This window comes from Arthrobacter sp. QXT-31, assembly GCF_001969265.1.
Taxonomy (GTDB): domain Bacteria; phylum Actinomycetota; class Actinomycetes; order Actinomycetales; family Micrococcaceae; genus Arthrobacter.
On sequence record NZ_CP019304.1, the window covers coordinates 675,850 to 699,743 of the forward strand.

Annotated in this window: 20 protein-coding genes; 6 read left to right on the forward strand and 14 right to left on the reverse strand. The window is 67.3% G+C overall.

What is annotated here, in order from left to right; all coding sequences use genetic code 11:
* Positions 1-82 precede the first annotated feature (82 nt).
* The 4 genes from dnaG to BWQ92_RS03215 all read right to left on the reverse strand — a co-directional run bounded on the left by dnaG (position 83) and on the right by BWQ92_RS03215 (position 6,141).
* Complete coding sequence (dnaG, locus tag BWQ92_RS03200; RefSeq protein WP_076798222.1) at positions 83-2,077, reverse strand: DNA primase; 1,995 nt, start codon at positions 2,075-2,077, stop codon at positions 83-85.
* A gap of 73 nt (positions 2,078-2,150) precedes the next feature.
* Positions 2,151-3,464 carry a deoxyguanosinetriphosphate triphosphohydrolase gene (locus tag BWQ92_RS03205; protein ID WP_076798223.1) on the reverse strand — a complete coding sequence of 438 codons (1,314 nt, stop codon included), beginning with the start codon at positions 3,462-3,464 and terminating at the stop codon, positions 2,151-2,153.
* Positions 3,448-4,629: a tRNA dihydrouridine synthase DusB gene (gene dusB, locus BWQ92_RS03210; protein WP_076798225.1), complete on the reverse strand. Its 1,182-nt coding sequence runs from the start codon at positions 4,627-4,629 to the stop codon at positions 3,448-3,450. Before dusB ends, BWQ92_RS03205 begins: the two co-directional genes overlap by 17 nt.
* Before the next feature lie 54 nt (positions 4,630-4,683).
* Positions 4,684-6,141 (reverse strand): YibE/F family protein, encoded by a 1,458-nt coding sequence (locus tag BWQ92_RS03215; RefSeq protein WP_076798227.1) that lies wholly within the window; start codon positions 6,139-6,141, stop codon positions 4,684-4,686.
* A gap of 53 nt (positions 6,142-6,194) precedes the next feature.
* On the opposite strand from BWQ92_RS03215, the gene BWQ92_RS03220 reads away from it, so the two are divergent.
* Both BWQ92_RS03220 and BWQ92_RS03225 read left to right on the forward strand, forming a co-directional pair.
* Complete coding sequence (locus BWQ92_RS03220) at positions 6,195-6,989, forward strand: alpha/beta hydrolase (RefSeq protein ID WP_236783093.1); 795 nt, start codon at positions 6,195-6,197, stop codon at positions 6,987-6,989.
* A 43-nt stretch (positions 6,990-7,032) separates the two neighbouring features.
* Entirely contained in the window at positions 7,033-7,860 is an 828-nt protein-coding gene (locus BWQ92_RS03225) for a lysophospholipid acyltransferase family protein (protein ID WP_076798231.1), read from the forward strand.
* A gap of 97 nt (positions 7,861-7,957) precedes the next feature.
* Here BWQ92_RS03225 and BWQ92_RS03230 read toward each other — a convergent pair whose 3' ends face one another.
* The 3 genes from BWQ92_RS03230 to BWQ92_RS03240 form a co-directional block, all read right to left on the reverse strand.
* Positions 7,958-8,920 carry a GNAT family N-acetyltransferase gene (locus tag BWQ92_RS03230; RefSeq protein WP_076798234.1) on the reverse strand — a complete coding sequence of 321 codons (963 nt, stop codon included), beginning with the start codon at positions 8,918-8,920 and terminating at the stop codon, positions 7,958-7,960.
* A gap of 2 nt (positions 8,921-8,922) precedes the next feature.
* A complete protein-coding gene (locus BWQ92_RS03235; RefSeq protein WP_076798236.1) occupies positions 8,923-10,308 on the reverse strand; it encodes a glycine--tRNA ligase in 1,386 nt (461 codons plus the stop codon).
* A 176-nt stretch (positions 10,309-10,484) separates the two neighbouring features.
* The gene (locus tag BWQ92_RS03240) at positions 10,485-11,489 is read right to left on the reverse strand and encodes a DMT family transporter (protein WP_076798238.1); all 1,005 of its coding nucleotides are present in this window, start codon (positions 11,487-11,489) and stop codon (positions 10,485-10,487) included.
* Between the two features lie 33 nt (positions 11,490-11,522).
* Here BWQ92_RS03240 and BWQ92_RS03245 point away from each other — a divergent pair, with 33 nt between their 5' ends.
* A complete protein-coding gene (locus BWQ92_RS03245) occupies positions 11,523-11,756 on the forward strand; it encodes an RNA-binding S4 domain-containing protein (protein ID WP_076798239.1) in 234 nt (77 codons plus the stop codon).
* Between the two features lie 21 nt (positions 11,757-11,777).
* Here BWQ92_RS03245 and BWQ92_RS03250 read toward each other — a convergent pair whose 3' ends face one another.
* Positions 11,778-12,428: an alpha/beta hydrolase gene (locus BWQ92_RS03250; protein WP_076798241.1), complete on the reverse strand. Its 651-nt coding sequence runs from the start codon at positions 12,426-12,428 to the stop codon at positions 11,778-11,780.
* A 136-nt stretch (positions 12,429-12,564) separates the two neighbouring features.
* On the opposite strand from BWQ92_RS03250, the gene BWQ92_RS03255 reads away from it, so the two are divergent.
* Together BWQ92_RS03255 and BWQ92_RS03260 are read left to right on the forward strand one after the other, a co-directional pair.
* On the forward strand, positions 12,565-13,719 hold the full coding sequence (locus BWQ92_RS03255; protein ID WP_076798243.1) for a winged helix DNA-binding domain-containing protein: 1,155 nt from the start codon (positions 12,565-12,567) through the stop codon (positions 13,717-13,719).
* 142 nt (positions 13,720-13,861) lie between these two features.
* The gene (locus tag BWQ92_RS03260; RefSeq protein WP_157365089.1) at positions 13,862-14,575 is read left to right on the forward strand and encodes a hypothetical protein; all 714 of its coding nucleotides are present in this window, start codon (positions 13,862-13,864) and stop codon (positions 14,573-14,575) included.
* 71 nt (positions 14,576-14,646) lie between these two features.
* Here BWQ92_RS03260 and BWQ92_RS03265 read toward each other — a convergent pair whose 3' ends face one another.
* The 3 genes from BWQ92_RS03265 to mmsB form a co-directional block, all read right to left on the reverse strand.
* Positions 14,647-16,200 carry an HNH endonuclease signature motif containing protein gene (locus BWQ92_RS03265; RefSeq protein ID WP_076798245.1) on the reverse strand — a complete coding sequence of 518 codons (1,554 nt, stop codon included), beginning with the start codon at positions 16,198-16,200 and terminating at the stop codon, positions 14,647-14,649.
* A 190-nt stretch (positions 16,201-16,390) separates the two neighbouring features.
* Positions 16,391-17,875, reverse strand: coding sequence for a CoA-acylating methylmalonate-semialdehyde dehydrogenase (locus tag BWQ92_RS03270; RefSeq protein WP_076798247.1), 1,485 nt, complete (start codon positions 17,873-17,875; stop codon positions 16,391-16,393).
* 49 nt (positions 17,876-17,924) lie between these two features.
* Positions 17,925-18,827, reverse strand: a complete 903-nt coding sequence (gene mmsB, locus BWQ92_RS03275; RefSeq protein ID WP_076798249.1) for a 3-hydroxyisobutyrate dehydrogenase — start codon at positions 18,825-18,827, stop codon at positions 17,925-17,927.
* A gap of 102 nt (positions 18,828-18,929) precedes the next feature.
* Between mmsB and BWQ92_RS03280 the strand changes: the two genes are divergently transcribed.
* Entirely contained in the window at positions 18,930-19,874 is a 945-nt protein-coding gene (locus BWQ92_RS03280) for a LysR family transcriptional regulator (RefSeq protein WP_076798251.1), read from the forward strand.
* A gap of 26 nt (positions 19,875-19,900) precedes the next feature.
* Here the strand turns inward: BWQ92_RS03280 and BWQ92_RS03285 are convergent, their stop codons facing one another.
* The 3 genes from BWQ92_RS03285 to metX form a co-directional block, all read right to left on the reverse strand.
* A complete protein-coding gene (locus BWQ92_RS03285; RefSeq protein ID WP_076798253.1) occupies positions 19,901-21,019 on the reverse strand; it encodes an alcohol dehydrogenase catalytic domain-containing protein in 1,119 nt (372 codons plus the stop codon).
* 145 nt (positions 21,020-21,164) lie between these two features.
* Complete coding sequence (locus tag BWQ92_RS03290) at positions 21,165-22,547, reverse strand: MFS transporter (RefSeq protein ID WP_076798254.1); 1,383 nt, start codon at positions 22,545-22,547, stop codon at positions 21,165-21,167.
* A 188-nt stretch (positions 22,548-22,735) separates the two neighbouring features.
* Positions 22,736-23,893 carry a homoserine O-acetyltransferase MetX gene (gene metX, locus BWQ92_RS03295; RefSeq protein WP_236783094.1) on the reverse strand — a complete coding sequence of 386 codons (1,158 nt, stop codon included), beginning with the start codon at positions 23,891-23,893 and terminating at the stop codon, positions 22,736-22,738.
* Position 23,894 lies beyond the last annotated feature (1 nt).

The following is a 23,894-nucleotide window of genomic DNA, read 5'->3' on the forward strand; positions in this document are numbered from 1 at the left end:
GGTACTAGCCTAGCAAACACTTGCCCCGGAAACGAAATCGGTGCAGTGTCAGCGAAGATCGGCCACACAAAATCGGCACAGGTCACGCATCGGAGCGCAGCGACCTGCGCTCCATTTCAAGCATCATGAGCTCCCGGTTCAGCTGCTGGAACTCCTCGGGATGGGCAGCCGCATCCAGGCGCTGCAGCTGTCCCAGCTTGTCCGCCTTCACCCGGGTGATCTGCAGCTCAAACAGCCGGGCGAGGATGTCCCGGCAGTACTTCTGCACCGCCTCGGCGGTGTGGGCTGGCAGCGGAACCACAGCGAGCTCCGAAACCAGCGGCTGCAGCGGCTCGGAAACCTCCTGCCGCACCGCTTCCACCCACTGCACGGCGTCCCCGGAGAAGCCGGGAGCCGTGGCGCGGATGGCATCGTGGATGGCCTGGTAGGCGGGCGTGGCGAAGCGGGCGGTCGCGAACCGCTCCCAGGCCGCGCCGCCCAGCATGGCAGGCTCCTGCAGGGCCACCTCGAGGGCCTGCCGCTCCATGGACGCCACGGGATCCCGTGGATCTGGCCGGTGGAAGGACGGAAGGACGCCCGACGGCGGGAGCGCCGCTACGCCGGGCACGTTCCGGCCGGGCGGTACGCCCGGTGCCTGCGCGCTGGATGCCTGAGAGCCGTGTGCCTGCCCACCGTGTCCCTGGGGACCGGGCGCCTGGGCAACGTGTGCCTGGGAACCGGGGCCCGCCGAACCCTGCGCCCCGGGAGCACCGCGCTTGGCGGCTGCCGCGACGGCCCGTGTGACGTCCTCGATGGGCATCCCCAGCCACCCCGCCAGTTCCCTGGCGTAGCCGGGCCGGAGCCCGGCGTCGCGGATCTGGGCCACCACAGGCGCGGATTCGCGGAGCGCCGCGACCCGTCCCTCCACGGTGTCCAGGTTGTGTTTCCTCAGGGTGGCACGGATGGCGAATTCAAAGAGCGGCCGCCGGGAGGCAATCAGGTCGCGGACAGCGGCGTCGCCCCTCGTCTGGCGCAGGTCGCAGGGGTCGGCCCCGGTGGGTTCGACCGCCACATAGGTCTGGGCCACGAAGCGCTGGTCCTCTTCAAAGGCCCGCAGGGCCGCCTTCTGGCCGGCGGCATCGCCGTCGAAGGTGAAGATGACCTCTCCCCCGCTGCCGTCGTCGGACAGCAGCCGGCGGGCAATCTTGATGTGGTCGGCGGCGAACGCCGTGCCGCAGGTGGCCACCGCCGTCGGAATTCCCGCGAGGTGGCACGCCATGACGTCCGTGTAGCCTTCCACCACCACCAGCTGGCGGTCCTTGGCGATGTTCCGCTTGGCGAGGTCGATGCCGTACAGCACCTGGGACTTCTTGTAGAGCGCGGTCTCCGGGGTGTTGAGGTACTTGGGGCCCTGGTCGTCCTCGTAGAGCTTGCGGGCGCCGAAGCCGATCGTGTCCCCGGCGATGTCCCGGATGGGCCAGATCAGGCGTCCCCGGAAGCGGTCGTAGATCCCGCGGTTGCCTTCGGAGAACATCCCCGTGAGCTTCAGTTCGGCGTCCGTGAATCCCCTGCCGCGCAGGTGCTTGAGCAGGGCGTCCCAGCCCTGGGGTGCGTAGCCGACGCCGAAATGGTCTGCGGCCGCGCGGTCAAAGCCGCGCTGCTGCAGGAACTTCCGGCCCTCCGTGGCGCCGGCGGTCAGCAGCTGGGCGCGGAAGAACTCGTCGGCGATCTTGTGGGCGTCGAGGAGCCGCTGGCGCTTGCCGACTTCCTCGCGGCTGGGGCCCTTGCCGCCGTCCTCATAACGGAGCTCGTAGCCGATCCGCGCGGCCAGCTTCTCCACCGCCTCATGGAAGGAGGTGTGGTCCAGCTTCTGCACGAAGGAAATGACGTCGCCGTCCTCGCCGCAGCCGAAGCAGTGGTAGCGGCCCACCTGCGGGCGGACGGTGAACGAGGGCGAGCGCTCGTCGTGGAACGGGCACAGGCCCTTGTAGGAACCGAGGCCGGCGCTCTTGAGCGTGACGTAGCCGTCGACGACTTCCTTGATGTCCGTTCGCTGGCGGACCTCGTCAATGTCTTCGCGTTTAATCAGCCCAGCCACGAAGCAATCCTAAATCCGGTGCGCAGGGCCGGGCGCCCCGCCGTCGGCCGTATGTGGACCGGTGAGTCCAACATCACCACAGGGACGGCAGGCTGCCCACGAGCCGTTCGTACATAGCCAGCGCAGAGCCGTCCGTCAGCGAAGCCACCTGGTCGATGACCACCCGCAGCCGGGCGGCGTCGTCGGCTGCTTCGCGCCAGTCGGCGGCGAACATGGGTTCGAGATGGCGGTCTCCGGTGGCGTTCAGCGCGGTCACCAGGGCGTGGAGCACCTCGCGCTGGCGTTCGTAGATGGGCTGCCGGTGGTCCGTGGTCATCACGAAGGTGGTGGCCAGGCCCTTCATCACCGCGATCTCCAGGACGGTTTCATCCGGGACCATGAGTTCGGCGTTGTAGCGGGTGAGGTTCGCCGGGCCGTATACGGCGCGGGTGGTTTCCAGCGCGCTCTGGCAGAACCGGCCAATGAGCTGGCTGGTCATGTCCTTCAGCGCCGCCATGGACTTGCGGCTGCCGTCCGCCTCGCGCACCCAGACTTCGGTGGCTTCCAGCCGGGCGAGGGCGGCGTCGATGGCCGCGGGCTCGTTGTGCGGCAGGTACCACTGCTTGGCGTAGCCCACCACGCGGGCCCGGTGGTCCGGGTTGTCCATCCACCGCAGCTGGAAGTGGCCGGCCACGATGGCGTCCTCGACGTCGTGCACGGAGTACGAGATGTCGTCCGCGAGGTCCATGACCTGGGCCTCAAGGCAGGACCGCCGCTCGGGGGCACCTTCCCGGATCCAGTTGAAGATGGGCAGGTCATCCTCGTAGGCGCCGAACTTGCTGGTCCGCTGGCCGTGGATCACGGGGGCGTCCAGAGCGGACCACGGGTATTTCGACGCCGCGTCCAGGCTTGCCCGGGTGAGGTTCAGTCCCGCCGGCCTTCCCTCCGGGTCAATGACCTTAGGCTCCAGGCGGGTGAGCAGCCGGAGCGTCTGGGCGTTGCCTTCGAATCCGCCGATGGCGTGGGCCATCTCGTTGAGGGCCGATTCGCCGTTGTGCCCGAACGGCGGGTGGCCGAGGTCATGGCTGAGGCAGGCGGTGTCCACCACGTCAGGGTCGCAGCCGAGGGCGCGGCCCAGTTCCCGGCCGACCTGTGCCACCTCGAGGCTGTGGGTGAGCCGGGTGCGGACAAAGTCGTCGGTGTCCGGAGCGACCACCTGCGTCTTGGCACCGAGCCGGCGCAGGGCCGAGGAGTGCAGGACGCGGGCGCGGTCCCGCTCGAAGTCGGAGCGGTACGTGCTTTTGGGCGGCTCTTCCACCCAGCGGGCGGAATCGTTTGCCTCGTAGCCTGGCAGGGCCTGGGGCACGGCGCGGGCCTCCGCCAGCCGGCTTTCAGCCACCGGACACATCCAGTTCCGCCGCGGCGATGTCGCGCGACTGGTCCTCGTTCAGCTGGCGGCTCTGCAGCCAGTCCTTCGGCAGTGCCGGTTTCTTGGGTGAACCGGCGCGCCCGCGAGGCCCTTCGGAGTCGACGCCGGGATACGGCAGGTCCATGTCCAGCTGGTCCAGCAGTTCGCGCAGCACCTCAAGGGTGGGCACGGTGGCCAGCTTGGCCCGCAGCTCCCCGCCCACGACGTAGCCCTTGAAATACCAGGCCATGTGCTTGCGGATCTCGCGCAGCGCCTTGTACTCGTCGTTGCCGAACGTTTCGACCATGAGCTCGGCGTGCCGGTAGACGGCCTCGGCCACTTCGCGCAGGCCTGGCCGGTACCGCTTGTCGCTGCCTTCGAAGGCTGCCTGCAGGTCGCCGAACAGCCAGGGCCGGCCCTGGCAGCCGCGGCCCACCACGACGCCGTCGATGCCGGTTTCGCGGACCATGCGGACGGCGTCCTCGGCGGACCAGATGTCGCCGTTGCCCAGCACCGGGATGTCCGGGAGCGCCTCCCGCAGGCGGGCGATGGCGGACCAGTCCGCCTGGCCGGAGTAGAACTGTGCCGCCGTGCGGCCGTGAAGGGCGACGGCGGCAACACCGGAATCGCGGGCGATCCGGCCGGCGTCGAGGTACGTCAGGTGGTCATCGTCGATGCCCTTGCGCATCTTGATGGTCAGCGGGATGCCGCCCTTGGACGCCTCGCGGACGGCTGTCTGGACGATCGAGGTGAAGAGGTCGATCTTCCAGGGCAGGGCCGAACCGCCTCCGCGGCGGGTGACCTTCGGCACGGGGCAGCCAAAGTTGAGGTCGATGTGATCGGCACGGTCTTCCTCGACGAGCATCCGCACGGCGGCACCCACAGTGCCGGGGTCCACGCCGTAGAGCTGGACGGAGCGGACTTTCTCGTCGTCGTCGTGGGAGATGATGCGCAGCGATTCCGGGGTGCGCTCCACCAGCGCACGGGAGGTGACCATCTCCGCCACGTACAGGCCGCCGCCGTATTCACGGCAGAGCCTGCGGAAGGCGGTGTTGGTGATTCCGGCCATGGGTGCGAGCACCACCGGGGTGTCCACGGTGATGGGGCCGAGTTTCAGTGGCGGAAGTTCCAGCCTGGGGGTGGGAGGCGTTGCTACAACAGTCACCCGTCCATTGTCTCAAAGCCGGGCAAATCGGGCAGAATCCCGACGGCGGCCCGCTCAGTCCCGCTCCGCGGCACGCCTTCCGCGCCTGGTAGCCGGCGGCGGGTCGGCGTCGTCGTTCTCCCCGCTGGCAACCGCCGCGGCGGCCGCGAGCGAGCCTGTGTCGTCGACGTCGTCGGCCGTGATGACGGCCGGCGCCGCCGGCACATGACCAGCGCCATCGGCCGAGCGGATTCCGGTGGCCTTGACCACCAGCACCGCGATCAGCGTGGTGACCGGAATCGCCAGGACCAGGCCGATGGAACCGACCAGCGTGCGGATGACTTCCTCGGACAGTTCGGCGCTGGTCAGCGCCTCCCCCAGCGGCCGGTCATAGAGCATCACGATGATGAGGATGGGCAGGGCCGCGCCGGCGTAGGCGAAGGCGATGGTGTAGACAGTGGAGGCAATGTGGTCCCGCCCGATCCGCATCGCCGAGGAAAACAGCTTGCGGGCGCTCGTGTTGGGCGCGAGTTCGTACAGTTCCCACACAGCGGAGGACTGGGTGATGGTCACGTCGTTCAGCACGCCGAGCCCCGAGATGATGAGGCCGCAGAGGACGATGCCGGAGATGGAGATCTTGTCCGAGATGTTCACCAGGGTTGCGGCGTCGTGGCTTCCCACACCGGCGAGGTTGGCCGCGCCCGTCGCCCAGGCGGCCAGCAGCGCGGTGATTCCGAGCCCGAAAATGGTACCCAGCAGCGCCGTCGAGGTCCGCGCCGAGAAGCCGTGCGCGAAATACAGCACCCCGATCATGATCACCGTTGACCCGACGAGCGCCAGCAGGAGGGGCGGCTTGCCCTCGACCAGGCCCGGGAGCATGAAGCTGACCAGCACGAAGTAGGCCCCGACGAGGCCGATCAGGGCGCGCAGCCCGCGCCAGCGCGCCACGGCCACCACCACGACGGCGTAGAGGATGGCCAGAAGGACGATCGGCATGGTGCGGACAAAGTCCACAAAGATGTACGACGGCGAGCCCTGCGCCGCGGGGGCATCGGCACCAGTCGCGGCCGCCTGGGCATTGGTCAGGTTCAGGTAGCGGATGCTGTCGCCCACCTCCACGCCGTGCGACCTGGCGACGTCCGGGTTGATCACCACCTTGACCGGGTTGCCGCCCTTGTCCGGCTCGGTGAAGGCGAAGGTGCACTGCGAGGCTCCGCTGTCCGATGTTCCCGGCGTGGTGCTGTTCTCTCCAGCTGCGTTCTCTCCGGCTGCGCCGGGGGTGCAGCTCTCCACGACAACGCGCTGGATCCGCCCGGCGTCGAAGGTGACGCCCGGGGCAGCGGCATACGGGTTGGCCAGGGTCAGGCCATCCTTATTCCCGGAAGGCCACAGCGATGCCATGGCCGCGAGTGTCAGCAGGGTCAGCGGGACCAGCACAGCGGCCAGGATCCGGTTTGCTTTCCTGCGGGCAGCCACCGCTTGCGCCGTCGGCTCCGCGTGCCCTGTGTGACCGTGGGAGTGTCCTGCACCCATCAGCTACTAGACCTCATACTTGAACTCTACGGCGCCGGCCATAGGGTTGATAAATGGACGACGATGTGTCTATGGCAGCAGTGAGCCAACGCAGGACTGGCCATGAAGCGGTGCTGACGGTTCTGGCCGCTTCCGGTCCCACCCGCGGTGTGGCCCTGGTGCTCCATGGCGGCAGGTCGCACAGTTTCGACCCCGTCCAGGCCAGGCACCTCAGCCCGGCGCGGATGGTGCCGTTCGCCCGGCACCTGCACTCAGCCGGACGGAAGCACGGGCTGGCGGTGTGGGTGCTGCGGAACAGCGTGCGCGGCTGGAACGGCGAGGACATGAGCCCGCTGAAGGATGCACGCCGGGCGCTGGCCAGGATCCGGTCCGCGCATCCCGGAGTGCCCATCTACCTGCTGGGGCATTCCATGGGTGGCCTGACCGCGATCTGCGCAGCGGACGAACCCGGCGTCGATGTCGTGGTGGCGCTGGCCCCCTGGCTCGATGACAGCACTCCCGCAGCCCAGCTGGCCGGACGGAAGGTGCTCATTGTGCACGGGGACGAAGACAGGTGGACGAGCCCCACGGCATCGCTGCGGTTTGCACGGCGCGCGGCACCCCAAGCGGCGGAACTGCGGTACGTCTCCCTCCGCGGGGCGGGGCACTTCATGGTGCGGCGGGTCTGGCTGTGGCACAGGCTGGCCACCGGGTTCCTGATGAAAGCCTTCGCGGAACGCACCCGGACTTCCGGAGAGGTGGTTCCCGGGGCAGGGTCTTCAGCAGCCTCCGCTGCAGCCCCGGCCTCCGCCACAGCCCTGGATAAGGTGCTGCCGCCGTCCGACGAGTCCCTGCCCGTTGTTTTGTGAGGGACTGTTTTGTGAGGGACGTTTTGTTGTGTGAGGGGCACTGATGCCTTGGACACCGGCAGCCAGCGACCGCTTCTACCGCCTCCTCGTCCGGACGGTACTGTTCCTGCGGTGGATGTTCGGGATCCGCCTGCTGGTGACCGGGCAGGACAACCTGCCTGACGGGTCAGCCGGCAACAGGACAGCGAGAACGGTCAGTCCGGGCAGCGGTGCGGTCGTTGCCATTACCCACTTCGGCTATTTGGATTTCGCTGCCGCGGAGCTGGTGTTCTGGGCGCACAACCGCGGGCAGTTGCGGTTCCTGATCCATCAGGGGGCTGCCGACCACTGGCTCGCCGGTCCCTTCATCAGCGCAGCGGGCCAGGTGGTGGTGGGCTACGGTTCGCGCACGGCCGCCTATGACGCCGCCGTAGCCCGGCTGCGCGCCGGCGAGTATCTGGCCGTCATGCCCGAGGCCGGCGTCAGCCGCAGCTTCAAGGTCCGCGAATGCAAGACCGGGGCGGTGAGGATGGCGGCAGAGGCGGGGGTACCGCTGATTCCGGTTTCCGTCTGGGGCGCCCACCGGATCCTGACCCGCGGCAACGGCCTTCCGCTGCACCGCATCCGGCGCGCACCGGTCCGGGTGCACATCGGCGAGCCGGTGCAACTGGCCGTCGGCATCGATCCGGAGAAGGAAGCGGCGCGGCTCCGCACAACGCTCCAGGCCGGAATCGACGCCGCGATCGCCAGTTTCCCCGTGGCGGCGCGGCGGGGCGACTGGTGGATGCCGGAGGACCTCGGCGGCGGCGCCATCTCCGAGGCGGAACGCCAAAGGCTCGATGCCGCCGATCTGGCGAGGGACCGCCGTCGTACTTCCCACCCAACCGTGTAGCAGCACAGCCTTCTAACAGCACAGGGCGTTCCCAATGCTGGGAACGCCCTGTGCTGGCAAAAAGCTGTGCTGCTATTTGGTTGGGTTTCCGGCAGCGTCAGTCCGAGACGACGAACGTCTCGGCGCCCTGCCGGCGGGCTTTGCCCGCTTCCATCAGGGGGTCGATGACGGCGCGCAGCGCTGCCATGGAATCGTCCACTTCCATGAGCACCGGGTACTGGTACGCAATCAGGGCCAGCAGGTCACGGACCGCAGCCTGAGCCTCGTCGGCGCCAAGCTCCGGCTCGTGGCCGAGGAACACGTCGGAAGGATGGTCGGGATTGCCCTGGGCGTAGCTGACCGCGAAGGCCTGGATCTTGCCCTTGCGGCTGGCCGGCACGCCGGACCCGAAGGCACTCTCCTTCGGCGAACGCAGCACAATCGCGCCGTGGGCGCCGCTGAGCTCGTCCAGGAAGAGCCGCTGGACTGTGCCGATGCCCAGCTCCCCCGGGCTGTCCCAGCTGTGGACGGACGAGTAGTACCGGCCGACCACGTCGGAGAGCTCCACCGAACCGGTGGCCAGGTCCTCGATGCGTTCCGACGCCGCTTCCTCGGAACCGTCGCCGAAGACCGGCAGCTTCAGGGCGGACGGTTCCACGACGACGAGCCGGGTGTGCTGGATCGGGGTGAGCCCCGCCGCCTCCGCGAAGGCGGCGCCGGAGGTTCCCGGCTCCACCTTGCAGCGGAGCCGGGTAACGCCCGACGGCGACCCTTCCGCCTCGCGGCGCAGCATCATGAGCAGCGTGGAGCCGATGCCGGCCCGGCGGTGGTCCCGGGCAACCTCGACATAGGCCCACAGCCGCTCCGGGTGCAGGCTGGCCTCGTGGACCACGCCGGCGGCAACCGGGATGGCCACGCCGTCGACGACGTCCTCGGCCACGATGCAGCGCCGCCACGGCGCGTTGCCGGAAGGAGCAAGGGTGCCGCGGAACTGGCCCGCCTGGTCGGTCTCCGGGTCGCCCCAGATTTCCAGCAGCGCGAGGTCATCGCCCTCGCGCCATTCGCGGTACTGGATCGCCACGGCTAGGCGCCGATCAGCCGTGCGGCCAGGTAGCCCTCCACCTTGTCCAGGGACACGCGTTCCTGGCTCATGGTGTCGCGTTCACGGATGGTGACCGCCTGGTCCTCAAGCGTGTCGAAGTCCACGGTGATGCAGAACGGGGTGCCGATCTCGTCCTGGCGGCGGTAACGGCGGCCAATGGCGCCGGCGTCGTCGAAGTCGATGTTCCAGTTCCTGCGCAGCTGCGTGCCGAGGTCCTTGGCCTTCGGGGAGAGGGCCTCGTTGCGGCTCAGCGGCAGCACGGCAGCCTTGACCGGGGCTAGCCGCGGGTCAAGCTTGAGCACGGTGCGGACATCCACGCCGCCCTTGGCGTTGGGGGCCTCGTCCTCGGTGTAGGCGTCGATGAGGAAGGCCATGAAGGAGCGGGTCAAGCCGGCGGCGGGCTCGATCACGTACGGCGTGTAGCGCTCGTTGGTGGCCTGGTTGAAGTAGCTCAGGTCCGTTCCGGAGGCCTTGGCGTGCGTGGAGAGGTCGAAGTCGGTGCGGTTGGCGATGCCTTCGAGCTCGCCCCACTCGGAGCCCTGGAAGCCGAAGCGGTACTCGATGTCCGTGGTGCCCTTGGAGTAGTGGCTGAGCTTGTCCTGCGGGTGCTCGAAGAAGCGCAGGTTGTCCTCGCGGATGCCCAGGCCGGTGTACCAGGCCATGCGCTCCTTCATCCAGTACTCGTGCCATTCTTCGTCCGTGCCCGGCTCGACGAAGAATTCCATTTCCATCTGCTCGAACTCGCGGGTGCGGAAAATGAAGTTGCCCGGCGTGATCTCGTTGCGGAAGGACTTGCCGATCTGGCCGATGCCGAACGGCGGCTTCTTCCGGGACGTGGTGAGCACGTTGTTGAAGTTCACGAAGATGCCCTGGGCGGTTTCGGGGCGCAGGTAGTGCAGGCCCTCGTCGCTGGCCACGGGGCCTAGGAAGGTCTTCAGGAGGCCGGAGAATTCCTGCGGTTCGGTCCACTCGCCGCGGGTTCCGCAGTTGGCGCACGCGATGTCCTTGAGGCCGTTCTCGGCGGGACGGCCCTTCTTCTCCTCGTATTCCTCTTCGAGGTGGTCGGCGCGGTAGCGCTTGTGGCAGGAGAGGCACTCGACGAGGGGGTCGGAGAAGACCTCGACGTGGCCGGAAGCTTCCCATACCTGGCGGGGCAGGATCACGGAGGAGTCCAGGCCCACCACGTCCTCGCGGCCGCGCACCACGGACTGCCACCACTGGCGCTTGATGTTTTCCTTCAGCTCGGCACCGAGGGGTCCGTAGTCCCAAGCGGAACGCGAGCCTCCGTAGATCTCGCCGGCCTGGAAAACGAAACCTCTCCGCTTGGAAAGGGAAATGACCTGGTCGAGGACGGATTTTGCTGCCATGGGAACTCCAATTTCTACAGGGCCGCTGGGTGCGGTCCGCGGTGTCTCTTGCCCCTGGACCGCGGCTGGATGCCGGGCGGGGGCGTGTGCAAGGGAAAACTGTGCAGGAAGCTGCGAGTCCTAGCCTACCGGCAGCAGCCTCGGGAGGGCGCCTCTTACCGGTGGAGGGGCACCTCTCATCTGCGGAGGGCGCCCCGGGGCCAGGGCAGGGTGGCCACGACAATGGAGGCGAGGGTCAGCAGGGTTCCCAGCACCGTTGCGGCCTCCACCACGGTCCCGGGCGTGGGCACCAGCAGGTCCAGCCCAAGCGAGCCCAGGAGCTGGCCCGCGATCATGCCCAGGCCGGTCACCAGCACCCCCAGGCTGCGCACCAGCAGCGCACCCAGGCCGATGAACACGCAGCCCATCGGCCCGCCGAGGTAGTACCACCATTCCGCCGGCAGCGGATTGGCCGGCCCGGCGACGGCCACCTTGATGGACCATGCAATCCACAGCACGCAGGTGCCGGCGATGAAGTTCACCAGCGTGGCCGCGATCGGCGTCCCATAGTGCACGGTGGCGGTGCCGTTCATCGCCTGCTGGAAGCTCATGAGGAAACCCGCGAGCACCGGCAGGATGACCGGCAGCAGCAGCGCTGCAGGGTCGGCTTGCCCGGCGGCGGCCGCACTGCCGGATGCAGCGGCACCGGCTGAGGCGAAGCGGGGCGAGACCGCCCAGGAGACGGCGGCGATGGTGAGGATGCAGCCGATGACGCGGATGCCCGTGACGGACTTCTTGCCTGCCGGACCGATGCCCAGCCGGTCCACCAGGAGTCCGCTGAGGGTCTGCCCGGTGACGGTGGCCACGGTGAAGAGGGCGATGCCAAGCAGCCCCACGGTGAAGGACTGCGCGAAGACGAAAAAGGCGCCGATGCCGCCGGCGAGCGCATAGTACGGCGGGAAGCGGCGTTCACGCAGCGCCGGCAGGATCCGGGCGAGGCCAGCCCGCCCGCGCGGGGCCACGAGGGACACGATGACCATCACGATCAACCCGGTGCTGAAACTGACGACGGCGGCGGCGACGCCGTCGCCGAGCCGGGCACCAAGGGCCCCGTTGATCCGCCCCTGGACGGGAATGGCAAGCCCGGAGGCCACAGCCATCGGAAGGCCCACGGCAAGGGGCAGCCGGGGTGCATGGGTCATTTGTTTCACCTTACGTCAGGCATGATTACTGGTATGAGCAACCCGGAAATCGAAGAGATCCCCATCCGCGACAGCATGATCCGCCTGGGCCAGCTCCTGAAGCTCGCCAACCTCGTGGAGGACGGCGTGGAGGCGACGGAGCTGATCAAGAACGGACTGGTCAAGGTCAACGGTGAGATCGACGACCGGCGCGGCCGGCAGCTTCACGACGGGGACACGGTGACGGTGAACGGCCAGACCGTCCGGGTCAGCGCTCCCGGGGCGTAAAGCCCGTTTTTGCAGGAAGGCTTACTTGTTCAGCACCTCGTGGGTGAGGAACTCGGACACGTGGCCGATCTCCTGGGCGTTGATGCCGTGCCACATCCCGGTGTAGAGGACCTTGGTCAGCTTCACGTGCTTGCGCACCCAGCCCATGGTGTATTCGATCTTGTCCGGTGTGATGACCGGATCCTGCTGGTCCCGGCCCCAGAACAGCGGCACCGTTCCGTCCAGCTCGGCGTCACGGAACTCGCCGTCGGAATCAGCATTGACCACGAAGCCTGAAAGTCCGACGACGGCGGCAAAGTCAGCGGGCCGCTGCCTTAGCAGCGTGGTGGCCATGGCCATGCCCATCGAGAATCCGAGGAGCGTAACGGACGGGTGGTCGGCCTTCACGGTGTCCAGCCAGTCGAGCACGTAGGCGGACGCTGCCTTGACGGCGTCGACAGAATACTCGATGGAGCCGGTCAGCGGGAACCAGGAGAAGCCCGGACCCATGGCGATGGGTGCGCGGACCGAGGCCACCGCGAATTCGTCCGGGAGCATGTCGGCCAGGCTGAGGAGGTCCTGCTCGTTGGCGCCGTAGCCGTGCAGCAGGACGAGCAGTGGCTTGCCGGCCCTGGCTTCCTCAGGCTTGGACCACAGAACAACGGGGGCAGGAAAGGAGTCGGCAGAAGTCATGGCTCCATTCTTACAGTTACCTACTGGTAACAACTGACGGTGGCGCAGCCACGCGGCGGCGGTACAGGATGTAAGGGTGAGAGGCGGCTATCCCCGGCGGCGACTGAACCGCCTAAGGTGAGGAGCGACGTCGGGCATGGAAACCCATGAGCTGCTGTGGAGCAGGCTGACCGGCCAGCAGCTAAGGGAGCCGCGGGCAGCCACAGCAGAGGAAGCCCTGAAGAACCTGCTGGCAGTCCAGGCACAGGAGTTCCCCTATGCGCGCTGGTCCCTCTCCCAGCGGACGGCCGCAGCGACGGCCGCCGATGTGGAGCAGGCCGTCGCGGAAGGACGGATTCTCCGAACCCACATCCTGCGGCCCACCTGGCATTTTGTGCACCGGGATGACCTGCCGTGGCTGCGGGCCCTGTCCGCACCCCGGCTGCATCAGGCGAACGGCGGCACATACCGCAAAACAGGGATCGACAATGAGACAGCGTCGAGGAGCGCCGATGTCCTGACAGCAGCGGTGGCCGGCGGAGTGCATCTGACGCGGGAGCAGTTGGCGGCCAGGCTGCAGGATGCCGGATTCCACGCCACGGGACTTGCCCTCGCGTACCTGATCATGCATGCCGAGATCAGCGGGGTGCTGGTGAGCGGCGTGCCCATCCGCAGCCCCGGCGGCGCCCTGCGGCAGACGTATGCCTCGTTCGACGAACGGGTGGCCGGCGCCACCGGCGCCGCCCCCTCCCGGGACGAATCGTTGGCCGCCCTGGTCCTGAGGTATTTCGGGAGCCGCGGGCCTGCAACCGTCCGGGACTGCGCGGACTGGTCCGGACTCACCATGAAGGACGTGCGCACGGGGTTGGCCTTGGTGGGTGACATGGCTCCGGGCGCCATTGTTGCTGCCAGCTTTGACGGCGCCGACTTCTACCTCCGGCCTGAGTCCGGCGGGGAGACACCGGGCCGGACATCCCGGCAGGGCGTGGACGGGCAGCCGCAGATCGACCTGGTCCAGTGCTACGACGAATACATCATGGGCTATTCGCTGTCACGGCATTATTTCGGCGGAACCGCGCCGGCCTACCCCTTTGGCGACAACCCCATGCATGTCGTCCTGTCCGACGGAGTGCTTGCCGGCGCATGGCGGCATTCGCTGGTTCGCCGGGGGTCGCAGGTGGAGCGCTGCGAGCTGGACATCCGTCTTGCCCGGCCGAACGGACATGGCGACGGGCAGGCCGTGGAGGCAGCCGTGACCAGGTACGGGGCGTTTCTGGGCGTGCCGGCGGTCCGGGCCCCGGCGGGTGCCTGACATCCGCAGCAAGTCCGGAAAGGCAATATCTCAGAGAGGGCAAGCATTGCCGGACGGCAGTGTGCGCTCTGGGCATAAGGATCCCGGGCCCGCTCTCCCGCAGGACTAAGCTGGAATGGAGACTCACTGAGAGGGCCCCACCGTGTTCGACTTGTTTTTCTGGATCATCATTCTGGCCGTCCTTGTTCCCATGGGCATGCGGATGTACCGGAGGTCAATGCAGCAGCGGAACCAGGGGCCCGGCCTGCCCGGGCAGTATCCGGGCCAGTTCCCGAATCAGGGACCGGACCAGTTCGGCAACCAGCCGGGCAGTCCGTTCGGAGGCCCGTTCCAGGGCCGCCCGGACAACCGGCCACGGGACGGCTACACACAGCAGGACTACTTCAGTGGCGGATTCGGATTCCCCCAGCGCGGCGGCCGCGATGAGCTTCCGCCCCTGAATCAGCCCTACCCGAACCAGGAATATCCGAACCCGCAGTACCCGGGTCAGCAGCACCCGAATCAGCAGTACCAAGGTCAGCAGTACCAAGGTCAGCAGTACCAAGGTCAGCAGTACCCGGGTCAGCAGCACCAGAACCCGCCCTACCCGGGCCAGCCGGGCCCCGGCGGCGGCGGTGCATCATCCTGGCAGCAGGGGCAGGTCCCCTATGAGGACAGCGCCGAATACCGGGCCAACCCGCCCCAGCCGCAGCAGAACCCGGCCTCTCCTGGCCCGGCGCCCTCGGCTCCGCCGCCGCCGTCGGCCCCGCAGGGCTACCGCGCACGGAAACTCGCTGAGCTGGACCAGCAGTACAGCGACGGCCAGATCTCCATGGAGGAGTACATGGCCCGCCGCAACGACATCATGAACGGTTAGGGCCCGGCGGACTCTGTCAGCCCACGCACCTTTGCGCATTGACTGTTAAGTCGAGCGTTCATGTGAGCGGTTCAGGCTGCTTCGTGACCGTTACCGAAAGGAACCTCGGCAACCGGTCTTTCGGTCACGCCGTGGATTTCGGGCGTGCAGGGGTCGCCTTCGTCGGGTGGATCAAGGTGGTCAAGCATGGCCTGGATTCGTGGTGGCCAGTGGGGCGGTTCCCAGTCGGGTTGTTCGCTGCGGTAGTGTCGGCCGGCGGGTGAGGTCCAGCCTGGCGGGTCATTGGTGCTCGCGGCGGCGGGCGTCCAGCCGGAGTTGTGTTTAAGTCGGTGATGTTTCGGACAGGATTGGCCGAGATTGCTGATCCCGGTAGGTCCGCCGCGCGCCCAGGCCAGAAGGTGATCGGCGTCGTTGTCCAGCGAGTGGTTGTTGCAGGCCGGGAAAGTGCATTTGGCGTCCCGGAGCCGCAGCCATTGCCGCATCTGCTTGGTGAGCCGGTAACTGATGCGTCCGATCTCTAACGGTGCCCCGTCCCGCGGGTCGGTCAGCACCCGCAGGAACGAGGCGGCACCGTCGGCGACGAGTGCGCGGGCCATGGACGGCGGGATCGGCCCGTACCCGTCCAGCATGGCCGGCTCCTCGGTCAGGCCGAGCAGCGAAAACACCGGGACGGTAACCAGGACCTGCGCCGCGGGCGAGGGCACGGCGCCGAATTCATCAGTGATTCCATCGATGGCGCTCCCCGTGTTTCCCTCGGCCTTGGGTCTACGGCCTGCTGTGAGGAGCCAGGTTGAGGTGACGTCGGCCCGGAGCTGGGTGAGGGTCCTGGCCTCGCCTGGTCCCTGCATGGCGCGGGCGGCGTCCGTGGTGCGGTTCCAGATCCCGACGGCCTGCGCTGCCGGGAGATAGGCCGAGAACCACGCCATCCCGTCACTGTCGGGGGTGTATTCGACCCGCCGGTCCGCTGAGCTGCGGGCGTGGCGTTTTTCGATGCTCCCCGGGTGGTGCCGCTCCCGCCAGGTGCAGACCTTCGCCCGGAACCGGCACGGGACAAGCTCACCGGCCGGGCAGCCCCGCGCGGGGTCCGGGGCATCCGGGTCCAGGAAATGCGCCTCCAGTTCTGCCGCGCCGGCGGGGTCGACGTTCTCGGTCTCGTCCACCATGATCCGGGCATGCCGCCAGGAAATGGCCCCGGCCTGCAGCGCCGCCATGGTCAGCGGCCGTCCCGCGGTCAGGATGTTGGCCTCGACCTGCAGGTTGCCGGCCGCGCGTTCGCTGATGGTCAGGACACCGGCCACCTCGGCGGTCACGGCCATATCCCGGACCATGCAATCCTGCGGGGACGCCGCTGGCGGGGTCATGGCCTTCTCAGTCCTGGCGTAGCCGGCGACGAGCTGCACCTTCAGGGCCGCGAGCCGGGCCTCCGTCCTGGCCAGCTCGGCCAGACCGTCCAGGTACGCGTCCGCCTGATCCCGCAAAGGATCAAGCCCGGGAACGGAGCTGCCGCGCGGCACCTCGTCTCCGTTCAAGGGGACGCTCCCCACAGCACGGTCAACAAAAACAGCCAGCGCAGAAACGGAGGCGCCGATGGCCTCAACCGTCTCCACAGCTGCTTTGCTTTCCATACCCGAAGCATCCCATCAGCCACTGACATTTTTACCGGCCAAGAGCTGGACAAGAGAAAAGCAGGTGCTGGAGACCCGGGAAATGCGACAGCCCGCGGCCCGCAGCCTGTGGCTGCGGGACGCGGGCTGAGGCGCAGGCCGGCCGTGACCGGGCCCAAACTCGAGTTTTGGTGTAAACCGAGTTTCGAGTTTAGTCGATCTGCGGGAAGCCGAGGTCGATCACCGAGGTGGACGGGTCCGGCCACCGAGTGGTGACCACCTTGCCGCGGGTGTAGAACTTGATGCTGTCCGGGCCGTACATGTGGGTGTCGCCGAACAGCGAGTTCTTCCAGCCGCCAAACGAGAACGTGCCAACCGGAACGGGGATGGGGACGTTGACGCCCACCATGCCGGCCTCGACGTCGAACTCGAACTGCCGTGCCGCCCCGCCGTCGCGGGTGAAGATGGCTGTGCCGTTGCCGAACTCGTTCTCGTTGACCAGCCGGACGGCGTCGCTGTACGTATCGACGCGCACTACCGACAGGACCGGGCCGAAGATCTCGTCGTCGTACACCTTCATCCCGGGCTTCACGTGGTCCACCAGGCTGACCCCGATGAAGAAGCCGTTGGAATCGAACTGCTGCGAGCGCCCGTCGACGACCACCGTGGCACCTTCGTTTTCCGCTCCCGCCACGTAGGAGGCCACGCGGTCCCGGTGCTCCGCGGTGATCAGCGGGCCCATCTGGGAGGTTGGGTCCGTTCCCGGACCAATCTTGAGGCCGGCCATGCGGCTGGAAATTGCCTTGACCAGGTCGTCCGCAATGTTGCCCACCGCCACGAGGACGCTGACGGCCATGCAGCGCTCTCCCGCCGAACCGTAGGCGGCGGAAACCGCAGCGTCGGCAGCCATGTCCAGGTCGGCGTCGGGCAGCACCACCATGTGGTTCTTGGCGCCGCCCAGGGCCTGGACCCGCTTGCCGTGTTCGGCTGCCCGCTTGTAGATGGACTGCGCAATCGGCGTGGAGCCGACGAAGCTCACCGCTTTGACGTGGGGGTGCTCGAGCAGGACGTCAACAGCTTCCTTGTCCCCCTGGACCACGTTCAGCACGCCGGCGGGCAGGCCCGCTTCGGCAAAGGCCTCGGCAATGAAGATGGCCGCCGAGGGGTCCTTCTCGCTGGGCTTCAGCAGCACGGTGTTGCCGCAGGCAAGGGCGCTGCCCACCATCCACAGCGGCACCATGGCCGGGAAGTTGAACGGGGTGATGCAGGCGACGACGCCCACCGGCTGGCGCACGGAGTGCACGTCGATGCCGCTGGAGACCTGCTCGGAGCGTTCACCCTTGAGCATGTGGGACAGGCCGGTGGCGAAGTCGATGTTCTCCAGGCCGCGGGAGATTTCACCCTCGGCGTCGGAAAGGACCTTGCCGTGCTCGCTGGTGAGAATCGCCGCGAGCTCAGGCTTGCGCTGGTTCAGGATTTCGCGGACGCGGAAGAAGATGTTGGTGCGCTTGGCCAGGCTGGTGGCGCGCCACGCGGGCAGTGCAGCACGGGCGGCCGCGATGGCTTCCTCCGTCCGGACTGCCGAGGCAAGCGCCACCTGCTTCTCCTGTTCGCCGGTGGCGGGGTTGAAGACGGGGCCGAAGCGCTCGGCGTCGCTGACGCGGCTGCCGTTGATGAAGTGCGGAATGGTCTGCAAGGGAAGTCTCTTTTCGTGCTCGGTGTGGGAAGGCAGGGAGGGCGGCGGGCTACTTGGCGCTGTCCAGCGAACCGTCGACGAGTTTGATGATCATGGAGCAGTCCTTGCCCGACTCACCGGCGTCGATGAGCTGCTGGAAGAGCTGCTGGACATGCCTGCCGATCTCCAGCGGCGTGCCGGTGTCCTCGGCGGCGCTGATGGCCAGTCCGATGTCCTTGTTGGCGAGTTCCGTGGTGAAGGTAGGGGCAAAGTCGTTGTTCGAGGCCGCCGTGGGAACGACGCCGGGCACGGGGTACCAGGTCCGCAGCGCCCACGAGTCCCCGGAGGACACCGAGGCGATGTCCCAGAAGACCTGCTTGTCCAGGCCCAGGCGGTCTGCCAGGACGGCACCCTCGGCGGTGGAGGCGAGGTTGATCAGGAGCATCAGATTGTTGCAGATTTTGGCTGCCTGGCCGGTAGTAGCGCCGCCGGTGGGAATGACGTTGGAGGCCATTGGCTCGATGTAGCGGCTGGCGTCCGCCACGGCGCCCGCTTCCCCGCCGACCATGAACGTAAGGGTTCCGGCCTTGGCGCCGCTCATGCCGCCCGAGACCGGGGCGTCGACAAAGCGGAAGCCGGCGGCAGCAGCGGCGTCGTGCAGTTCCCTGGCGGTGGCGATATCGATGGTGGAGGAATCCACGAGGAGGGTTGCAGTGTCCGCATGTGCGAGGACACCGTCCTCACCGAGGTACACCGCGCGGGCGTGTTCGCCCTTGGGCAGCATGGTGAAGACGGCGTCTGCGCCGTCCACGGCCTCGGCGATGCTGGCAACAGGCTTGACGCCGGCTTCCTCGGCCGCGGCAAGCGCGGCGGGGTTGAGGTCAAAACCGCGGACGTCGTGCCCGGCCTTTGCCAGGTTCGCGGACATGGAACCGCCCATGTTTCCGAGGCCGATCCAACCGATTACTGCCATGTCATAAGCTCCTTTGCTTCAAATCCGGCCGTCACGCCGGGAGGTCTGTGTCTACGATCACACCCTGCTAGAGTGCAATCAAGGGGAAAAATTACAGACGGCATGTGCATCAATGCACATAAAGTGAAAGGCTTACCCGTGGACACGAGGCGGCTTCCGAGTCCGGACGACCTGCTGATTCTGCTCACAGTCGCACGCCTGGGACGGTTCAACGCTGTGGCGGAAGCGCTCGGCACAACCCACACCACCATCTCCCGCCGCATCCTGGCACTGGACAAGCAGCTTGGCGGGCGCACCCTGGAACGCAGCCCGCAGGGCTGGGAGCTGACGCAGCTGGGAGCCTCTGCCGTGGAGGCGGCTGAAGCTATCGAGAACACCCTTGGATCGCTCTCCGGCCTGATCAGCCAGGACCAGAGCGCCCTGTCCGGCCTGGTGCGGGTAGCGACGACGGACGGCGTGGGAGCGGTGTTCGTCACCCCTGCCCTGGTCCGGCTGCAGCAACAGAACCCGCAGCTGAACATCGAGATGCTGAGCGCCACACGCAAGGTCAGCCAGAACAGATCCGGCGTTGACCTGGAAATTGTGGTGGGCAGGACCGACGTCAGCAACGCGCAGACGATCTTCCTCAGCAACTACTACCTGCGCTTATACGTCAGCCGCGGCTATGCCGCTGAGCATGGTCTGCCGGAAAAGCTCGACGACGTCGGGCAGCACGGCTTTGTCTCTTACGTTGAGTCCGCGCTCCAGGTGGAAGAGCTGGGGCACCGCTGGTCCTCGCAGCTGCCCATGCCCAAATCAAGCTTCCAGGCCACCAGCGTGTTCGCCCAGGTGGAGGCAGTCCGGCAGGGCGCAGGCATCGGACTGCTGCCGAACTTCATGGTGGCGGGGCAGGCGGACTTCGTACCGGTGCTGGCCGGGGACTTCCAGCGCCAGGTTCCCATCTGGGCGGTGGCACGCCCCGAAGCCCTGCGATCCGGCCCTGTTCAGGCCGTCATCGCAGGGCTCAAGGACGAAGTGAAGCAGCACCAGGATCTGCTTGCGGCCTGAATTCCGCCGCAGTCCGGCTCTGGCCCTCAGGCCTGGAAGAGCCGCCGCACGACCTGCCCGGCGGCCAAGGCATCGAGGCCCTCGTTGATCTCAGCCAGCGGCCGCGAGTCGGTGTGCAGCAGTTCCACCGGCAGCTTGCCCTCCCGCCAGTAGCCGAGATAGAGCGGGATGTCCCGCCCGGGGACGGCATCGCCCATGTAGGACCCGAGCAGGCGCTTGCCGGCACCTGCGAATTGCAGGGCGGGCACCGTCAGCTCGGCGGACGGGTGGGGCAGGCCGACCGAGACTACTGCCCCTCCGCGCGTCACGTGTTCAAGGCAGGAGGCAATCACCCTCGCTGACCCCACCGCCTCAACGGCCGTGTCCACGCCGTCGCCCGTTGCCTCCGCGATCAGGCGGGCAGCGTCCTCGGGCGTGCCAACGGCGGTGGCGCCGCATTTCAGCGCGAGTCCGTGCTTGCCCGTATTGGGGTCGATGGCAATCACGGATGAGGCGCCGGCGAGTGCCGCCGCCATGACTGCGGACAGCCCAACGGCACCGAGCCCGAAGACGGCCACCGACTGCCCGGCCGTGACGGCGGCCGTGTTCAGCACGGCGCCCATGCCGGTGAGCACGGCGCAACCGAACATCGCCGCGACGGTGTCCGGGACGTCGTCGTCAATCACCACCACAGACTCCCGCGCTACCACAGCGTAGTCAGCGAAGGCCGAGACGCCCAGGTGGTGGTTGATCCGCTCCCCCGCCGGTGTCCGCAGCAGCGCCTCGCCGTGCAGCAGGTCTCCTGAACCGTTGACTTCCGCTGCCCGGTGGCAGAGGGCCGGCCGCCCGGCTTTGCATGCCCGGCAGTCCCCGCAGCTGGGGACGAAGACCAGGACGACGTGGTCGCCGACAGAGACGCCCTCGACGCCCTCCCCAACAGCCTCAACCCGCCCGACGGCCTCGTGCCCAAGCGCCATGGGAAGGGGCCTGACACGGGAACCGTCCACCACTGAGAGATCCGAGTGGCACAGGCTGGAGTAGGTGATGGCGATGCCCAGCTCTCCGGCGCGGGGTTCCGGCCGGTCCAACTCCTCGATCCGGAGCGCCTGAGCTTCGGCGTAGCCGGTTCCGGAAGGAACGGTGGAATAAAGAACGGCTGCTTTCATGGGAAATCCTGACTTCATCTGATTGCTAACGCCCAACTGCCCGGGCCTGCATGGTGGCGGGCCCGGGCAGCTGGTCGGCGGTTGTGCCACGGAAGGTGCCGGCGCCTGGGTTGTGGCGCCCCTTCCGGTTCGGCTTGCCTGGCGGCTACTTCTTGGCGGCCGCCAGAAGGTCGGCAGTGCCCTTGGCGTCTGCGGCGTCCACGTCGCGGAGCGAGATGCCCCGTGTTTCCTTGAGGAAGAACACGGCTACTGCGGTCACGATGCAGGCGCCGAGCAGATACAGGGCCACCGGAGTGGAGGAGTTGAAGCTGCTCAGAAGTGATGTGGCGATGATCGGCGCCATGGAACCGGCAACAATGGAGGTCACCTGGTAGCCCAGGGAAACGCCGGAGTAGCGCATCCGGGTGGGGAACATCTCCGCCATGATCGACGGCTGCCCCGCGTACATGAGTGCGTGGAACAGCAGGCCGATGGTGATGGCAGCCAGAATAACGATGTCGTTGGCGGTGTCCATCATGGGGAAGGCGAAGAAGCCCCAGGTTCCGCCGAGGACGGCGCCCACCATGTAGACCGGACGCCGGCCGAAGCTGTCGGAGAGCTTGCCAACAAGCGGGACGGCGCAGAAGTGGATGAAGTGCGCCACCAGCAGCAGCAGGAGGATCCGTGAGGTGTCCGTCTGGACTACGACCTTCAGGTACGTGATGGAGAAGGTCACCACCAGGTAGTACAGGATGTTCTCGGCAAAGCGCAGGCCCATGGCGGTGAAGACACCGCGCGGGTAGCGGCGGAAAACTTCAGCGACGCCGTAGCCCTTGTGCTCGACCGTGACTTCCTTGCGGGCCTCGATGAAGATCGGGGCGTCCTGGACCTTGGTGCGGATGTAGTAGCCAATGATGACGATCACGGCAGACAGCCAGAAGGCGACGCGCCAACCCCAGCCAAGGAACGCTTCCTGCGAGAGGGTGGAGGAAAGGGTGAACAGCACGCCGGTGGCCAGGAGGTTGCCCATGGGAACGGCGGACTGCGGCCAGCTGGACCAGAATCCGCGGGACTTGTTGGGGCTGTGCTCGGCAACGAGCAGCACGGCGCCGCCCCACTCACCGCCCACGGCGAAGCCCTGGACGAAGCGCAGGAACACCAGCAGAGCCGGGGCCCAGTAGCCGATCTGCGCGAAGGTAGGCAGGCAGCCCATGAGGAAGGTGGAAACACCCACCAGGATGATGCTCAGCTGCAGCAGCTGCTTGCGGCCGAACTTGTCCCCGAAGTGGCCGAAGACGATGCCGCCAATGGGGCGGGCAACGAACCCGACCGCATAGGTCACAAAGGCGGCGATGATGCCGTCCAGTTCCGTCCCCGAATTGGGGAAGAACATCTTGCCGAACACCAAAGTTGCTGCCGAGGCATAGAGGAAAAACTCATACCATTCGACCACCGTGCCGGCCATTGAGGCCGTGACAACTTTTCTCAGGCCCGAGGCCTTAACGTCGGTTTCCTCTGCACGCCTTGCGGCGGAGTGATCCGTACTCATATGTAAACTCCTTCGGCGTCTTCATCGACACCACTGGGACCGTCTTTGGCGAACGTGTGTGAGGTACACCACGAAACGCCGGTTCACACGAGTATGGTCTGCCATTGCCTGCAAGCTCAACGACAAAAAGTGCAGAACGCATCTGCATAAATGCACAAAGCAGCCCGTGGGCTACTTGTCAGTACGGCTCAGCCCAGCAGATGCGCGCGCAACTGCCCGTTCAGCTGGCCGATCTCCGTGAGGAAGCCGTCATGGCCGATCGGCGCCTCGATCATGTGCACGTCAACGTTCCCCGGCAGCGCCTCGGCGAGTTCGAGCGACTGGGCGGGAAAGTAGAGCCGGTCGGTGTCCACGGCGGCAATGAAGAAGTCGGCGGTGGCCCGGGCCAGGGCCTCCTTCAGCGTCCCCCTCCCGCGCGTGACGTCATGGCTCATGAGAGCCTCCGTCAGGGCGATATAGCTGTTGGCGTCGAAGCGCCGGACCAGCTTGTTGCCCTGGTGGTCCAGGTAGCTCTCCACCTGGTAGCGGCCGCGGCCTGCCAGGGCATCCGCCTGCAGCGGCTCCTCAGCTGCCTGGGCGTTCCTGCCGAACCGGAAATCGAGTTCGTAGGCGGACCGGTAGGTAATGTGGGCAATCCGCCGCGCGAGCGCCAGGCCCTCAGCGGGTTCCGGGCCGCCGTAGTAGTCGCCGCCGTTGAAGTGGCGGTCCTGCCGGATGGCCAGGGTCTGCGCCTGGGCGAAGGCGATCTGTTCGGCCGTGCTCCTGGCCCCGACGGAAATGACACCGCAGCGGCGCACCCGCTCCGGGAAGGTGACTGCCCATTCGAGGGCCCGCGCCCCGCCCATGGATCCGCCCACGACGGCGTGCCAGCTGCTGATGCCGAGCAGGTCGGCGAGCCTGGCCTCGGCGACGGTGGAGTCCCGGAGGGTCACCAGCGGAAAGCGGGAACCCCAGGGCTTGCCGTCCGGGGCAGGCGACGACGGCCCGGTGGACCCGTAACAGCCGCCCAGGATGTTGATGGAAATGACGAAGAACCTGTCAGTATCCGCTGGCGCGCCCGGCCCGGCGAGCTGCTCCCACCAGCCCTCCTCGTCCCCGGCACCGCGCGTCACATGGGTACTGCCGGTCAGGGCGTGTTCGACGAGGATGGCGTTGGAACCGTCCTCGTTGAGCGTTCCCCACGTTTCGTAGGCCAGGGTCACGTCCGGCAGGAACCCTCCGGCTTCGAGTTCCAGGCTGCCGATGCTGCGGTACTGGACAGTGCCGTCCGGAACGGGGCCATCCAGAACAGCGCCTGCGGGCGTCTTCCCGGCCGGAGCGTCGGTGTGGCTGACAGAAATCGTCATA